This is a genomic window from Flavobacterium sp. (assembly GCF_032153895.1).
GTDB lineage: Bacteria > Bacteroidota > Bacteroidia > Flavobacteriales > Flavobacteriaceae > Flavobacterium.
Window position 1 is genome coordinate 1 of the sequence record NZ_JALDYN010000025.1, and the last position, 16,494, is coordinate 16,494.

Genomic DNA, 16,494 nt, shown 5'->3' on the forward strand with positions numbered 1-16,494 from the left:
TTTCAGGAAAAATCAAAGAGCTAATAAGCTCTTTATCAATTACTTCATAAGTAGTTTCCATGTCAATCATAAATTAGTCAGTTAGTTTTTGGTTACATAAATTTACTACTTTTTTAGATTATTGTATAAATTTTTACATTTTTTTTATGGTTTTTCTTAAAAAGAGTACTTTTAGAAAAAGTTATCCGATATGTTACAATTTGATTTTTCAACATTCCCGATACTAGAAACCGAACGTTTACTACTTCGTCGAATAGTGATTGCAGATGCTCCACAAATGTTTGCCTTACGTTCCAACCCGGAAATCATGCGTTATATTCCGAGGGAAATGCCGAAATCAATTGAAGATGCTAATGCACATATTGAATTCATGCAAGGACTTTTGGAAAGTAACGAGTGTATCAATTGGGGAATCTGTTTAAAAGAAGATGGTATTCTAATCGGAAACATCGGCTATTTCAGAATGCAACCTGAAAATCATCGGTCTGAAATCGGCTATATGCTATCAACTGATTTTCACGGAAAGGGCATCATGCAGGAAGCTATCGAAAAGATTATCGAGTACGGCTTTAAAGAACTAAAGCTTCATTCAATTGAAGCGGTAACTGATCCCGAAAATTTCGCTTCTTGGAAACTTTTAGAGAAAAACGGATTCATTCGCGAAGGCCATTTCAAAGAAGATTGCTTTTGGCAGGGAAAATATCTGGACAGCTACGTCTATTCGCTTTTGAATAAATAACTTTTTGTCTACCTTTGCGCTCCTATGCAAAAAACGGTCAACATACTCAATAAGAGAGCGAAATTCGATTACGAAATTCTGGATAAGTATACTGCTGGAATCGTTTTAACCGGAACGGAAATCAAATCTATCCGTTTGGGTAAGGCTGGTATTGCTGAAAGTTTTTGCGAATTTAATAATGGCGAACTGTTCGTAATCAACTCGAATATAGAAGAATACGCTTTCGGAACGCATTACAACCACAAAGCGAAAAGCGAACGAAAACTTCTTTTGAATAAGAAAGAATTGCGCAAATTAGAAAAAGACCTTCAAAACAAAGGACTTACTGTAATTCCGTTGCGTTTGTTTACCAATGAGAAAGGTTTGGCCAAACTGGAAATCGCTTTATGTCGTGGAAAGAAAAACTTCGACAAACGCGAAACCATCAAAGACCGCGACAACAAGCGCGACTTAGACCGAATCAAAAAAGCGTATTAATTTTTATCTTCCAAAAGCGGAACAAAACGGAAATCACCAAATTCGTGTTTCTCAAATTGGGTTTCATTCTTTCGGATAAGTAGTGTCATAATCTGAACATCATCTCCAACAGGAATTACCAATCTTCCACCAATTTTTAACTGCGCCATCAAGGGTTGTGGAATAAACGGAGCACCAGCGGTTACTATAATACTGTCAAAAGGCGCATAATTAGGTAATCCTTTATAACCGTCACCAAAAGCCAAATGCTTCGGACGAATGTGCAATTTCGGCAATAAAAGGGAAGTCGTTTTAAACAATTCGTTTTGCCTTTCGATCGAATATACCTTTGCTCCCATCGTACACAAAACCGCCGTCTGATAACCCGAACCTGTACCAATTTCCAGAACTTTATCATCCTTTTTTACTTGAAGTAATTCCGATTGAAAAGCAACAGTGTACGGTTGAGAAATAGTCTGCCCTGCTCCTATCGGGAACGGTTTGTCCTGGTAGGCAAAATCTTCAAAACTCGAATTCAAAAACAAATGACGCGGAATCTTTCTGATGGCATCCAATACGTTTTTATCAGTAATCCCTTTTTTTTCCAAAAGGCTTACCAATTGATTTCGAAGTCCTTGATGTTTGGCTAAATCTCTCACGTTTTCGACTTGTTAATTTTGGTAAAATTAGAAAACAAATTCACAATTATCAATCATCAGTTATCAATTAATTTCTATTTTTGTTTAAAATAGATTTCTATGCTGAAAGTAGGCGTTTTAGGTGCCGGACACCTTGGAAAAATACATTTACGGTTATTACAACAATCTGAAAAATATGAATTAGTAGGCTTTTACGATGAAAATCAGGAATATGCCGAAAAAATCGCAGCCGAATTCGGTTACAAACATTTCGACACCATTGCTAAGTTAATTCACGCTGTGGATGTTGTGGATATAGTAACTCCTACTCTTTCTCACTACAAATGTGCTCGTGTTGCCATCAAATCCGGTAAACATGTTTTTATTGAAAAACCAATTTCTACTACTGTTGAAGAAGCCGAAGAAATCATCGCTTTAGCCAAAGAATACAACGTAAAAGGACAAGTTGGTCATGTAGAACGTTTCAATCCTGCTTTTAAAGCGGTTAAGGATAAAATCGAAAATCCGATGTTTATTGAAACGCATCGTCTGGCTGAATTTAATCCTCGTGGTACGGATGTTCCCGTTGTTCTAGATTTAATGATTCACGATATTGACGCGATTTTAAGCGTTGTTAATTCCAAAGTAAAAAGCGTAAATGCTAGCGGAGTTGCCGTTATTAGTGATTCTCCGGATATTTCCAATGCCAGAATCGAGTTTGAAAACGGTTGCGTGGCGAATATCACTTCCAGCAGAATTTCGATGAAAAACATGCGTAAATCGCGCTTCTTCCAAAAAGATGCTTACATCTCAGTTGATTATTTGGACAAAGTTTGTGAAGTCGTAAAAATGAAAGACGCTCCGGAAGTTCCTGGCGATTTCGACATGATTTTACAAAATGCGGAAGGCGTAAAAAAACAAATTTATTACGATAACCCATCGGTAGAACCTAACAACGCTATTTTAGACGAATTAGAAACGTTTGCCGATGCCATCAACAACAATACAACTCCGGTGGTAACTTTGGAACAAGCTACGGAAGCTTTACGTGTTGCTTATCAGATTATCGATTCCATGGAAAATAAATAATTCACAACTTATAACTCATAATTCATAACTTATAATTCTCATAATGAAAAACATAGCTGTAATCGGATCAGGAACCATGGGCAACGGAATTGCTCACACTTTTGCGCAATCAGGTTTCACCGTAAAATTGATTGATATTTCAGAAAAAGCCTTGGAAAAGGGAATGGCGACAATCGCCGCAAACCTTGACCGTATGGTAGCAAAAGGAACGATTTCTGAAGAAGACAAACACAAAACTATCGGAAACATCATCACGTATACCGATGTAAAAGACGGCGTTGTTGGTTGTGATTTAGTAGTTGAAGCGGCTACAGAAAACGTAACTTTAAAACTGAACATCTTCAAACAGTTAAGCGAAGTTTGCGATCATAATGTAATTTTAGCAACAAATACTTCTTCGATTTCTATCACTCAGATTGCAGCACAGGTTGTTCATCCTGAGCGCGTTATTGGAATGCACTTTATGAACCCGGTGCCGATTATGAAATTGGTGGAAATCATCCGTGGATACAATACTTCAGACGAAGTAACGAAAATCATCATGGATTTATCTTTGAAATTAGGAAAAACACCAACGGAAGTAAACGATTATCCAGGTTTCGTTGCCAACAGAATTTTAATGCCGATGATTAACGAATCTATCGAAACTTTATACAACGGAGTTGCCGGAGTTGAAGAAATCGATACGGTAATGAAATTAGGAATGGCGCACCCAATGGGACCACTTCAATTAGCTGATTTTATTGGTCTTGACGTATGTTTATCGATCTTAAACGTAATGTACGATGGCTTCAAAAATCCAAAATATGCACCATGTCCTTTATTAGTTAACATGGTTATGGCTGGAAAATTAGGAGTGAAATCTGGTGAAGGTTTCTACGATTATTCAGAAAGCAAAAAAGCAGAAAAAGTTTCGAAACAATTTTCAAAGTAATCAGTATTCAGTAATTAGTTGGCAGTCTTCTAAACACTGCCAACTGAACACTTCATAAAATGGCCAAAATCCTTCCATTCAAAGCAGTACGACCCACCGCAGACAAAGTCAGTCTGGTAACTTCACGTTCCTACGACGATTATGGCGCTACGGAATTAGCTGCTTATCTGGAGTTTAATCCGTTTTCGTTTTTACATATTCTGAATCCGGCATATGTGAATCAGCAGAAAATTGGGTTTGAAAAACGATTTAAAACCGTTCAGCACAAATACGAAGATTTTAAAAAAGATGGCATTCTGATTCAGGAAGATAAAGCTGTTTTTTACCTGTACGAAATTCAGTCGAAAAACCACACGTTTACGGGAATTTTAGCAGGAACTTCGGTAGAAGATTATCAACAAAATATCATCAAAAAACACGAAGATACTTTACAATATCGCGTGGAATTGTTCAAAGATTATCTCCACCAAACCGGTTTCAATACCGAGCCAGTTTTGATAACTTACAACGACGATTCTGAATTAACCAATTGGATTTCAAGTAAAAAGAAAGCTGTTCCGATTTATGAATTTTCTACAACAAACAAAGAAAAACACACGCTTTGGACAGTTGAAGATGAAACAGAAATTGGTTGGCTTAAAACCAAATTTGAACAAATTGGCGATTTATATATTGCCGACGGTCATCATCGTTCAGCTTCTTCTGAGTTGTTATATGAAGAAGACAAAGCGTCTGGAAATCAGAATCTGAATTATTTTATGAGTTTCCTGATTACAGATTCCAATGTAAAAATCTACGAATACAACCGAATCATCAGTGATTTGAACGGACATTCCAAAGAAGATTTTATCAAGAAAGTTGCTGAAAATTTCGTCATCAAAACCAAGAAACAGGAACTCTGGAAACCGAAACATAAATTCGAATTCGGAATGTATTTTGATGGGGAATTTTATGCTTTACGTTTAAAAGAAGAAAAGTTTCAATTCGATAATGTTTTATCAAAATTGGATGCACAGATTCTATACGATACCGTTTTAAAACCAATTTTGGGTATAGACGATTTGCGTACTGATGATAGAATCGCCTACATTCCAGGAACAAAATCGATAACTTCCATCAAAGAATTGGTAGACGGCGGTGAATTTGAAGTGGGTTTCATGCTCTACCCTATTTCGATTGATGAAATTAAATCCATTGCAGACGAGAATCTGATTATGCCACCAAAAAGCACCTATATCGAACCTAAGTTCCGTAGTGGTTTGGTTGTGTATGAGTTATTATTGAAAGATTATGTGCTGAAAACTGTGACTGCGACTGAAAACTTCTATAAAATGTCAATACAAGAAAACCTTGAACATATAAAATCCACTTTACCTTCAAACGTGACTTTAGTGGCGGTTTCCAAAACCAAGCCGGTTAGTGATTTGATGGAAGCCTATGAAGCCGGACAACGTGTCTTTGGAGAAAATTATGTTCAGGAGTTAGTTGACAAACAACCGCAATTACCAAATGATGTCGAATGGCATTTTATCGGACACTTACAAAGTAATAAAGTGAAGTACATCGCGCCTTTTGTGAGTTTGATTCATGGAGTTGACAGTTTTAAATTGTTGAAAGAGATTGACAAACAGGCAGCAAAAAACAATCGTGTAATCAACTGTTTGCTTCAGATTTTTATTGCTGAAGAAGAAAGTAAATTCGGTTTGGATGAAATTGAGCTCAATGAGATTTTAACTTCCGAAGAACTGAAAAATCTTAAAAACATAAAAATCGTTGGTTTGATGGGAATGTCAACTTTTACAGATAATCAACAGCAAGTAAAGAAAGAATTTCTCAATCTGAAGACAATTTTCGACAAACACAGTGCATTAAAAACTGAAAACTGCCAACTGAATATTATCTCAATGGGCATGTCCGGCGATTATCAACTAGCAATCGAATGCGGAAGTACTATGGTTCGCATCGGAAGTAGTATCTTTGGCAGCCGATAATACTGAACACTAAAAACTGAACACTGAATACTATATTTTGTACGCAATTCTCGACATAGAAACTACCGGAGGCCAATACAACGAAGAAGGTATTACGGAAATCGCCATCTATAAATTTGACGGTCACGAGGTTGTGGATCAGTTTATCAGTTTGGTGAATCCGGAAATCCCGATCCAGCCGTTTGTGGTAAAACTGACAGGAATTAACAATGCGATGTTGCGTTCGGCACCAAAATTTTATGAAGTTGCCAAGCGAATTATAGAGATTACGGAAGGTTGTGTCGTTGTGGCACACAATGCTTCATTCGACTACCGAATCCTGCAAACCGAATTCCGTCGTTTAGGCTTCGAATTCAAAAAACCGACGCTTTGTACTGTAGAACTTTCCAAAAAATTATTGCCAGGACATAAATCGTACAGTTTAGGAAAACTGGTTCGTTCGTTGGGGATTCCAATGGCGGACAGACACAGAGCTTCAGGTGATGCGATGGCAACTGTGAAATTGTTCAAAATGTTGCTTTCCAAAGATTTAGAAAAAGAAATCGTAAAAAGCTACATCAAAACCGAGGTTAAAAGCGGAATTTCTCCGAAACTGATGGATTTGATCGACGGTGTTCCTTCCAAAACTGGTATTTATTACATTCACAAAGAAGATGGAACCATCATCTACATCGGGAAAAGCAAAAACATTAAAAAACGTGTCAATCAGCATTTTACCGGAACTTCCAGAAAGGCAAAAAAAATGCAGGCGGAAGTTTTTGCAGTTACTTACGAAGAAACCGGCAGCGAACTCATCGCCTTATTAAAAGAAAGCGAAGAAATCAAAGTCAACAAGCCGATTTACAACCGTTCACAACGCAAAACCATATTTCCGTATGCCTTGTATGCTGAAAAAGACGAAAACGGTTATTTAGCTTTAAAACTTCAGAAAACCGACGGTAGAAAAAAAGAAATCACTTCATTTGCTACGCTTTTAGAAGGCAAATCCATTTTGCATAAAATCACGGAAGAACAACAATTCTGTCAAAAAGTAAACGGTTTGTACAACACTAAAAAAGGTTGTTTCCAATATGATTTAAAACAATGTTTGGGTGCTTGTGTTGGCAAAGAATCGCCGGAAGATTACAATAAACGCGTTACTTACTTTCTGGAAAACAATCAGTTGCAAAATCAAAGCATGGTTATTGTTGATCGCGGAAGAACCCTTGATGAAAGAAGCGCAGTTTTAGTAGAAAACGGTGTGTACAAAGGCTATTGTTTCTACGATTTGAATTATCAGATTAACAATATCGACATTCTGAAAAACATTATTATTCCGATGCAGAACAATCGGGATTCGCGAAACATTATTCAAAACTACATCCGTAAGAAGAAAGTACTGAAAATCGTTAAGTTTTAAGTAAATTTGAATAATTCCTTATCAAATGAGAGAACTTAAGAGCAAATACGACATTCTTCGCCAAAAAATTTACATCATCATTTACGGTTCGAACACCTTTGCCGGGCGTTTGTTCGACTTGATTTTGTTGGCAGTAATTTTGTTGAGTGTGTTATTGATTATGCTCGAATCGGTTGAAAGACTCGATGCCAAATATCATACTTTCATTATTGTTTCAGAATGGATTATCACGATTTTCTTCACTATTGAGTACATCCTTAGAATCATTTGCAATCGAAAACCATTGAGCTACATTTTCAGTTTTTATGGTTTGGTCGATTTGATTTCGATACTCCCAATGTATTTGTCCTTTTTCATTCCAGGTTCACGTATGTTATCGGTAATCAGAGCATTGCGTTTATTACGTTTGTTCGGAATTCTGAATTTAGTACACTTTACAGGGCAGGAATCGCAACTGAAATTAGCCATCAAAGCCAGCCGAACCAAAATTATCGTATTCGTATACTTCGTATTAATTGTATCCATTTTATTAGGCGCAATTATGTATGTAGTAGAAGGAAAAGAAAGCGGTTTTACAAGCATTCCCGTTAGTATTTACTGGTGTATTGTAACATTGACAACTGTTGGTTATGGCGATATTGCACCGGTTACGACTTTAGGTCAGATTATTGCTTCCTGCATTATGATTATGGGTTACGGTATTATTGCCGTACCGACCGGAATTGTAACTGCGGAATTTGCTTCGGCGAAACGAAATCAGAACAACGATGCTTCGAGAACTTGTCCTTCGTGTACATCGATAATTTACAATGAAGAAGCTCGTTTTTGTCATCATTGTGGCGAAAAACTAACCCATGAATTCTAATTACCTCATTACTATAATTGGCCCGACAGCCATCGGAAAAACAGCTTTAAGCATCAAATTGGCCCAACATTTTGGTTGTGATATCATTTCGTGCGATAGTCGTCAGTTTTTTAAAGAAATGCGAATTGGTACTGCAGTTCCGAATACTGAAGAATTAGCCGCTGCCCAACATCATTTTATACAACATATTTCAATTTTTAATAGTTATTCTGTTGGCGATTTTGAAACCGATACTATTGCCAAATTAGAAGAGCTTTTCAAGGAAAACAAGGTTCAGATTATGGTGGGCGGTTCCGGATTGTATGTGGATGCCGTACTGAAAGGTTTTGACGATTTTCCGAATATTGATGCTACGGTTCGGGAAAAAATTAATGCAAAATATGACGAATTAGGTATTGAATATTTGCAAAATAAATTGAAAGAACTCGATTCCGAATATTACAATAAAATCAGTTCTGAAAATCCGCAGACATTACAAAATCCGCAGCGTATGAAACGTTTCGTAGAAGTTTGTCTCGGAACGGGAAAACCGTATTCCTCTTTCATTGGGAAACGAAAAAATCAGCGTAACTTTACTCCTATTATCATCGGTTTAGAAGCTGACAGAGAGAAAATGTACGAGCGAATCAATCTTCGTGTTGATTTGATGATGCAAGAAGGCTTGTTGGAAGAAGCCAAATCAGTTTATCCGAACAAACATTTAAATGCTTTACAAACTGTCGGCTATCGGGAACTGTTTGATTATTTCGACGGAAAAGCCACTTTAGATTTTGCTGTGGAAGAAATCAAAAAAAATACCCGCCGTTTTGCTAAAAGGCAAATTACTTGGTTTAAACGAACTGAAGAAGCAAAATGGTTTGATTATCAAACGGATATTTCAGAAATCGTTAATTTCATTGAGGAAAAAAGGATAAGAAATAAAGGATAAGCTTTTCACTTTTCACTTTTCACTTTTCACTGATAACTCATAATTCATAATTCATAACTCAAATGCCCATTTCACCAAATTTCACATCTGTTTACTCTCACGAATCGGAAATCAATTTTACTCAATGCGGTCCTAACGGGAAGTTGAAATATGTTGATTTGTGCAACCTGTTACAACTTACTGCTGCGGAACATTCCATTTTAGGCGGTTTGAGTTTTTTTGATATGCAGCAACATCATCAAGCTTGGGTTTTGAGTAGAATCCGTATCGAAATTATTGGTGATTTACCGCAATGGCAAGACAAAGTGGTTGTAAAAACGTGGATTGAAAACCTTGAAGGAAACAAATCGATTCGTAATATTGAAATGTATTTAAACGATGTAAAAATAGTGGGTGCTACAACATTTTGGGCTGTTTTCAACACACAATTACGAAAATCAGAACCATTGGCATTGCCTCATGAACATTTTGAAAAATATCCTGAACATCATGCAACTTCTAAAAGTTTTTCAAGAATCAATGTGTTGCAGGAAACCGAAAAAATTACGGAACGAACCGTTGTTTTATCAGATTTAGACATTGTAAATCACGTTAATAACACGAAATATTTAGAATGGTGTTTGGATACCTTAAACCCGAAAACTATTCTGAAGCAAGGTTTTAAATCTTTAGAAATGAATTTTTTACGTGAATTGAATTTTGGTGATGCCGTGGCGATACATTGCAATGAAAGCAATGAATTTTTCATCATAACCAAAGATGACAAAGTTTGCTTTGCTTTAGTTTTGGAAAAATAAAAAGCCCTGATTTCTCAGAGCTTCTTATCCTTAAACAATTTTTATTCTTAACCTATTTATTCTGCAGCTTTTCCTTTGATTACCAAACGGAAACCTTCACCGTGGATGTTCAAAATTTCAACATCTTCATCTTGTTTCAGATACTTACGCAATTTCGCAATGTAAACGTCCATACTTCTGGAAGTGAAATAGTTATCATCTCTCCAGATTTTTGTTAACGCTAATTCACGCGGCATCAAATCGTTTTCGTGTAAGGCTAACATCTTCAACAATTCGTTTTCTTTCGGAGACAATTTGATTGGTTCATCTCCAGGGAACGTTAAGAAACGTAATTTCGAATTTAGATGGAACTTACCGATTTCAAACTCAAATTTCGTGGTATCCGTTTTCGTTTCCGAAGCTTTACGCATGATAATCGCTTTGATTTTCATCAACAACACTTCAGAATCAAATGGTTTGTTCAAATAATCGTCCGCACCCACTTTGTATCCTTTCAACACGTCTTCTTTCATTGATTTCGCGGTTAAAAAGATAATCGGCACTTCTTTATTTTTCTCTCTGATTTCTCTTGCTAAAGTATATCCATCTTTGTACGGCATCATCACATCAAGAATACACAAATCGAAATTGTCTTTCTTGAATTTCTCAAACCCTTCCATACCGTTTTTGGCTAGTGTTACCTCAAAATCGTTGATGGTTAAATAATCCTTTAAAACAGCTCCGAAGTTCGGATCGTCTTCAACTAGCAATATTTTTTTGTTAATAGTATCCATATACTCTAATTTATTAATGGCATTTTTATGGTGAAGGTACTACCCTTTCCTTTTTCACTTTCTACAAAAATCTGACCGTTGTGGTCGTCTACAATTCGCTTCACGTAGGCCAATCCTAATCCGTGACCTTTTACGTTATGCAAATCTCCGGTGTGTTCGCGGTAAAACTTCTCAAAAATTCTCTTTTGGGCAATTTTACTCATTCCGGCACCCTGATCTTTTACTTTAATCAGGACAAAATCTTTTACATTTTCAGTCGATACTTCAATTACCGGAGTTTCAGGCGAATACTTAATGGCATTGTCCAAAATATTCACAATCACATTGGTAAAATGAACGTCGTTTAATAAAATTGTGGTTCGCTTGGCATTCAAATTTGATTTGATCGCACCGCCACGATCTTCCACAATAAGATTTACGTGTTCGATAGCATCTTCGACTATATCATTTACGTCAGTTGGCTCTTTACTGATTTCCAACTCGCGCTTCTCTAATTTCGATATTCTAAGAACGTTTTCTACCTGAGCGTGCATTCGTTTGTTTTCGTCCCGAATCATTTGCAGGTAACGTTGTATTTTTTCTTTGTCATCGATAATCTTCGGATTTTTAATCGCATCTAACGCAAGGTTTATCGTCGCAATTGGCGTTTTAAACTCGTGCGTCATGTTGTTGATGAAATCCGTTTTAATCTCTGAAATCTGTTTCTGCTTGATTAACTGATGTAAGGCGCTGAAATACGCAACAATGATGACTAATGTAAAAATTAGCGACAATGACGTAATTCCAACCAACGAAGAGAATAAAAACTTTCCTTTTTGCGGAAAACTTACCAGTAAATGGTACTTCGCTTCGTTATCATTATCTGTAAAAACCGGAATGCTGTACGTCGCATCTTTATCATAATTGAAATTTTCCGATTTTACTTTGGTAGCCAAACCGTTGCTGTAAATAGCAAAATCAAAAGGAGTTTTTACGCCATATTCACGTAACTCGTTTTCCAGCATTGCCTTTAAACGCTCTACAGAAATACGCTCCTGAATCGATTTCAACGCGATGATATCTTTAAAATAAATTTCAAACTGGGCTTTATCCAAAATGTCTAAAGTTCCTGTTTTTTCTATTGTTATATCAGGCTGGGTATTCTTTTGAATTCCGGTGTTGTCAAACAGTTTTCCGTTGTAAATTTCGGTTTTTCGTTTGGCAACATAGTTTTTCAGTTTAACAGAATCAGATCTTTTATCAAAGAACGAACGATTTACGTTGTAATCTTCCTGAATAATCGTATTTGAATAAATGATTTGCTCATTCGTTCGCGGATTGCGCTCCACATAAAAGTACTCTTTTAATTCACTTTGTTTGGGCGCTTTTCCAATACTGTCTTTCAGCTTGTTATATTGACGATAGAACTCAAACGCTTCCTGTTGCTGCAATTTGTTGGCAACATTTCCGATTACCTGTTTTACGTGATATTTGAATTGCTCTTCATTATTCTGATACGATGTATTAATCCAATACAACTGCACCAAAATAATTCCCAAAAGGGACAAACTCATCAAAACAACAAGTACTCGGAATCTGGTTTTATTCATCGATTCAAATTTAACATTTTAACATTTAGACCTAAAAAACATTAACCAAAGATTAACATCTGATTAAGTTTTTACATATTATTCAATTCTTTAAGAATTTTTTGAGCAGATTGTTTGGCTTTTTCAAGATCGATATTTTCGATTACATAATCACTTAAAACCGCTTTCTTTTCATCACTCCACTGATTCTGAATTCGTTCTAAAACTTGTTCTTTGGTAACGGAATCTCTTTTCATAACTCGTTCAATACGAATAGCTTCCGGTGCAGTAATCAAAATAATTTTATCACAGTCTTTATACGAACCACTTTCAAAAAGTATAGCGGCTTCTTTAATTACAAACGGAAATTTGTCGTGCTTCTTGCACCATTTTATAAAATGTTTGCGAACTTCCGGATGCACAATTTTGTTTAAGGAATGAAGTAGTTCGGGATCAGAGAAAACCAATTCAGCTATTTTTTTTCGGTTCAGCTTCTCATTTTTGATAACGTCAACCGGAAAAACGGATTGTACTTTTCGAATAATCTCAGGCTCATCCATTAGTTTTTTAGCTTCTTCATCAGCGATATAAACCGGAACGCCTAGTTCTTTAAAATAAGCAACTATAGTAGATTTTCCACTGCCAATTCCGCCGGTAAGTCCTACTATTTTGGTCATCTTTTTACTTTTTAAAAAACAATTCAGGGAAAGCCGATTGCGGTTCTTGTTTTAAGAGTCGAATTTTGACAAAGGATTGCAAAAAGCCTATTCCATAACCGAAAAACTGGATGAATGCGGCAAAAACACTTAAAATCCCTATCCAAAGGCTCATCGTTTCAACCGAACAGATGTAGAATAGGAAAATAAAATATGCTAAATAAATTCGCATCGGAAGCACAATTCCAAAAGGTACCAGTAGCAATGATATCAACATTCCCAGTAAAAATAAAGTAGGCATCCAAAAAGTAAGTTTGCTGTATTTTGGATACCAGGAATCTAATATCGGACGGGATTTTCCAAATTTGTTTACCTGTTTGTAGAATTTATTGAAATCAATTCTTCTCTTATGATATACGTAAGAATCAGAAAATAATTTTGTTTTATATCCTAATTGCCACAAGCGAATAGTCAAATCCGGATCTTCGCCGGGATGGATGTTTCCAAAACCGTTTGATGCTTCAAAAGCTTTTCTGGAAAGTCCCATATTGAAACTTCTTGGCTGAAATTTTCCTATTTTCTCAGTTCCGCCGCGAACACCTCCTGTGGTAAGAAAAGAAGTCATTGTAAAGTTAATGGCTTTCTGAATCGAAGAAAATGAATCCAAAGCAGCATCGGGACCACCGAAACAGTCTACATAATTTTTCTTGAGATTAGCGTCAACCGAAGACAGATAATGCTCCGGCAAAATACAATCGGAATCTAAAATCAGGAAATAACTTCCCATAGCATGCTGCATCCCGAAGTTTCTGGAATCTCCTGGGCCGGAATTCGGTTTGTTGAAATACGAAATAAACAGTTTTCCTTCGTACTTTTTAACCACTTCATCGCATGGAATAGTTGAACCATCTTCTACAATAACTACCTCGAAATCTTCTTTAAAATCCTGAACGGAAAGACTTTTTAGCAATTCCTCAATTTCGTCGGGTCTGTTATATACCGGTATTATAAATGAAAAATACATCTCACAGATTATTTTAACAAAGATACTCTTTCTAAAAATAAAAAAGCCACCTAAAAGGCGGCTTTTCTATTGTATTAAAAAATAATTATTGTTTTACTACTTTAATGGTTTTTGAAACTCCTTCTGAAGTTACTTTTACTAAGTAAGCTCCTGCATTCAACTGACTCATATCAACTTGAGCATTTGTAGTATTAACATTCTTAGTAAGAACGTTTTGTCCTAACATATTGAATACTTCTACAGAAGAAATATCAGATGAGTAAGATAAGTTTAACACATTGGTTACTGGGTTTGGATATGCTTTGAATGAAGTCACATCGAAAGAACCTGTGCTTAATGAAGCGTCATAAGCAGATACAGCAAAATTTCCAGATGTATCATTTCCATATTCCCAAACTCTGTAGTATAAAACTTCTCCTGGTGTTCTTCCTGTTACAGTAATTAACGGATGATCACCTCCAGCTGTACTAGAAGAATCATCACAATCAATTAATACCAAAGCTCCACATACTCCACTATAAACAGCTCCTGCTGAATCACCAATTCCTCCTGTTACACCATTATTTTCAAATGTTAAGCTTCCGGAAGCAGGCACTACTACTGAATACCAAACATCACCTCCGCTATACAAAGCACATCCCGGTGCAGTTTCAGTTGAACCAGTTGCTGAAGCATTTGTACCAACAACATCGTAATCACCAAATACACCTCCTGGCGTTAATACAATTGCATTAGCACACTCATCATTTGCTGGTGGTGGTGGTGGTGTACCTACACAAATGTTAAAATTCATCTGATCTGTACCACCATACCATCCGTAAACTCTCACGTAGTATGTTGTTCCAGCTGTCAATCCCGTTACATCATATGTTTCAGGGTCGCTCGTTCCAACAAAAACCAATGAAGCACAACCAGCTGTACCATCATACACTCCAATTCCCATATCCATTGAAGTTCCAACAACAGGAACAACATTAGTCAATGAAATTCTATGATTTGTTCCGGTAGCAACAAAACTAAACCAAACATCTTTTGCAGGTGTACCTGAAACATCATCAGCTTGTGCAGACTGAGTTGCACCTACAGTAGTACCTGCTGTAACAACTGCACATGAAAAATCAGCGTTCACTGTTAAAGCAACAGCTGCAGAACAATCATCATTAGCTGGAGGCAATGGATTTGTTGTAAACGTATAAGGTCCTGTCCATAAACTGGTTCCACTTCCACCACAATCTGCCTGAACGTAAAATTCATAAGTCGTTGCAGGTGATAAAGTTCCAGTAATTACTAATGGATTTGTTACCCCTGGGTTAGATCCTGTTCCAACTGGTGCGCCACCACCAGCAGTTGTTAAATGTACATTCCATAATGTTTCTGCACATCCGGTATTCCATAATAATGTTGCAGAATCTGTAGTTACAGGGTTAGCTCCCAATGCAGATGGTTGTGGACAAGCAACCGCAGCAGAAACAGTTACATCATAATCTTCTGTTTCTCCCCAACCATAATTGGTACAAGGATCAATATTTACTCCTGTTGTATTCCAAACATCTCTTACACGCATTCTGTGTGTTCCTAAAGGTGGATTACAAGCTAAAACGATTTGGAAAGTAGCCGTACCATTGGCTCCAATTGATGTTGTGGTATAACCCACACGTTCAGCAGTATCAAAAACTCCATCGTCGTTATAATCAATCCAAACTGCTACATTCTGACCGCCAAAAGTACCTACGCTAACTGAAACTGTATATGTATTACCAGCCTGAAGTGTAGTAGTATAGTTTGGCATCCCTGTAAAATATGTGTAGGCTGGATTAACCGGATCAGTTCCGCTATTATTTGATAATGTTGTACTTAGAATCTGGATATTAGAAATTAAATCTCCGTCTGTTTTCCCACTCGTATATGTAGGCTCACAATAACAAATTAAACAAGTTGTGAAACTACTTTCTGTACAACCAACAGCGTCACCTAAAACATTGTATGGTGTAACTTTTACATAGTATGTACCTCCTGGAGTTAATGCTCCTAAATCATAAGTTAAAACATTACCAACGTCAGATAAGTTCAAAACATCAGTACCTCCCGGAGTTGTCCCTACAGTTAATTTATAACCTGAAGCACCTGCAGCAGATGGCCAATCAATAATACTTGAACCTACTCCCGTTGCACCATTTCCTGGACTTGATAATACCACACAGCCAGGTACTGCTGTTGGTGTATAGGTTACTTCCACATCAATTGTAATTGTAACTCCATCTGACCAAACATCATCATCATGTGATGTAATAGTTAAAGTTGTAAAACCTGTAATATTCGTGTTTTCAAAATCGGCGGCACAACCCGTTTGAATTGCTCCTCCGTCAATTGACAAATCAAATCCGTACCAACTGGTACCTGTTGCCGTACAATTTCCGGATGTCAATGATCCTGCACCGTTAATTAATCGCAAGTTTGTAATAGTACCTGATCCGTTACATGTTATATCACTCGCATTAATAGTTAGAACCGTTGGATCATCATCTAGTCCAGAAACCGTAAAGGTTTGCGTACAAATTGATTGTCCATACGACACCGACCCAAATAAAAAAGTGAATAACAAAAAAGTAATTTTTTTCATAAGCTTTTGTATGGTTT

Annotated in this window: 15 protein-coding genes and 1 pseudogene; 10 read left to right on the forward strand and 6 right to left on the reverse strand. The window is 36.6% G+C overall.

What is annotated here, in order from left to right; genetic code table 11:
- The first annotated feature begins 190 nt into the window (after window positions 1-190).
- Together RUH60_RS08945 and smpB are read left to right on the forward strand one after the other, a co-directional pair.
- The gene (locus tag RUH60_RS08945) at window positions 191-739 is read left to right on the forward strand and encodes a GNAT family N-acetyltransferase (RefSeq protein ID WP_313807509.1); all 549 of its coding nucleotides are present in this window, start codon (window positions 191-193) and stop codon (window positions 737-739) included.
- Window positions 740-763: 24 nt separating this feature from the next.
- The gene (gene smpB, locus RUH60_RS08950) at window positions 764-1,216 is read left to right on the forward strand and encodes an SsrA-binding protein SmpB (RefSeq protein WP_313807511.1); all 453 of its coding nucleotides are present in this window, start codon (window positions 764-766) and stop codon (window positions 1,214-1,216) included.
- Here the strand turns inward: smpB and RUH60_RS08955 are convergent.
- Complete coding sequence (locus RUH60_RS08955) at window positions 1,213-1,854, reverse strand: protein-L-isoaspartate(D-aspartate) O-methyltransferase (RefSeq protein WP_313807512.1); 642 nt, start codon at window positions 1,852-1,854, stop codon at window positions 1,213-1,215. The two genes, smpB and RUH60_RS08955, sit on opposite strands and share 4 nt — an antisense overlap.
- Window positions 1,855-1,953: 99 nt before the next feature.
- On the opposite strand from RUH60_RS08955, the gene RUH60_RS08960 reads away from it, so the two are divergent.
- The 8 genes and pseudogenes from RUH60_RS08960 (at window position 1,954) to RUH60_RS08995 (ending at window position 9,836) form a co-directional block, all read left to right on the forward strand.
- Window positions 1,954-2,922 carry a Gfo/Idh/MocA family oxidoreductase gene (locus tag RUH60_RS08960; protein ID WP_313807514.1) on the forward strand — a complete coding sequence of 323 codons (969 nt, stop codon included), beginning with the start codon at window positions 1,954-1,956 and terminating at the stop codon, window positions 2,920-2,922.
- Window positions 2,923-2,965: 43 nt separating this feature from the next.
- On the forward strand, window positions 2,966-3,856 hold the full coding sequence (locus RUH60_RS08965; RefSeq protein ID WP_313807516.1) for a 3-hydroxybutyryl-CoA dehydrogenase: 891 nt from the start codon (window positions 2,966-2,968) through the stop codon (window positions 3,854-3,856).
- A 59-nt stretch (window positions 3,857-3,915) separates the two neighbouring features.
- Window positions 3,916-5,133, forward strand: a pseudogene (locus RUH60_RS08970) (DUF1015 domain-containing protein); the annotation flags it as partial.
- 54 nt (window positions 5,134-5,187) lie between these two features.
- Window positions 5,188-5,847 (forward strand): YggS family pyridoxal phosphate-dependent enzyme, encoded by a 660-nt coding sequence (locus RUH60_RS08975; RefSeq protein ID WP_313807557.1) that lies wholly within the window; start codon window positions 5,188-5,190, stop codon window positions 5,845-5,847.
- 37 nt (window positions 5,848-5,884) lie between these two features.
- Window positions 5,885-7,246 carry an exonuclease domain-containing protein gene (locus tag RUH60_RS08980; protein ID WP_313807517.1) on the forward strand — a complete coding sequence of 454 codons (1,362 nt, stop codon included), beginning with the start codon at window positions 5,885-5,887 and terminating at the stop codon, window positions 7,244-7,246.
- Window positions 7,247-7,271: 25 nt separating this feature from the next.
- A complete protein-coding gene (locus RUH60_RS08985) occupies window positions 7,272-8,111 on the forward strand; it encodes an ion transporter (protein ID WP_313807518.1) in 840 nt (279 codons plus the stop codon).
- Window positions 8,101-9,039: a tRNA (adenosine(37)-N6)-dimethylallyltransferase MiaA gene (gene miaA, locus RUH60_RS08990; RefSeq protein ID WP_313807520.1), complete on the forward strand. Its 939-nt coding sequence runs from the start codon at window positions 8,101-8,103 to the stop codon at window positions 9,037-9,039. Before RUH60_RS08985 ends, miaA begins: the two co-directional genes overlap by 11 nt.
- A 62-nt stretch (window positions 9,040-9,101) precedes the next feature.
- Window positions 9,102-9,836, forward strand: coding sequence for an acyl-[acyl-carrier-protein] thioesterase (locus RUH60_RS08995; RefSeq protein WP_313807522.1), 735 nt, complete (start codon window positions 9,102-9,104; stop codon window positions 9,834-9,836).
- A gap of 56 nt (window positions 9,837-9,892) precedes the next feature.
- Here RUH60_RS08995 and RUH60_RS09000 read toward each other — a convergent pair whose 3' ends face one another.
- The 5 genes from RUH60_RS09000 to RUH60_RS09020 form a co-directional block, all read right to left on the reverse strand.
- Entirely contained in the window at window positions 9,893-10,609 is a 717-nt protein-coding gene (locus tag RUH60_RS09000; RefSeq protein ID WP_313807524.1) for a response regulator transcription factor, read from the reverse strand.
- Between the two features lie 5 nt (window positions 10,610-10,614).
- Complete coding sequence (locus RUH60_RS09005) at window positions 10,615-12,198, reverse strand: HAMP domain-containing sensor histidine kinase (protein WP_313807526.1); 1,584 nt, start codon at window positions 12,196-12,198, stop codon at window positions 10,615-10,617.
- 71 nt (window positions 12,199-12,269) lie between these two features.
- Window positions 12,270-12,854 (reverse strand): dephospho-CoA kinase, encoded by a 585-nt coding sequence (gene coaE, locus RUH60_RS09010; RefSeq protein ID WP_313807528.1) that lies wholly within the window; start codon window positions 12,852-12,854, stop codon window positions 12,270-12,272.
- Window positions 12,855-12,858: 4 nt separating this feature from the next.
- Window positions 12,859-13,857 carry a glycosyltransferase gene (locus RUH60_RS09015; protein WP_313807530.1) on the reverse strand — a complete coding sequence of 333 codons (999 nt, stop codon included), beginning with the start codon at window positions 13,855-13,857 and terminating at the stop codon, window positions 12,859-12,861.
- A gap of 85 nt (window positions 13,858-13,942) precedes the next feature.
- Window positions 13,943-16,477 carry a GEVED domain-containing protein gene (locus tag RUH60_RS09020; RefSeq protein WP_313807532.1) on the reverse strand — a complete coding sequence of 845 codons (2,535 nt, stop codon included), beginning with the start codon at window positions 16,475-16,477 and terminating at the stop codon, window positions 13,943-13,945.
- Window positions 16,478-16,494 lie beyond the last annotated feature (17 nt).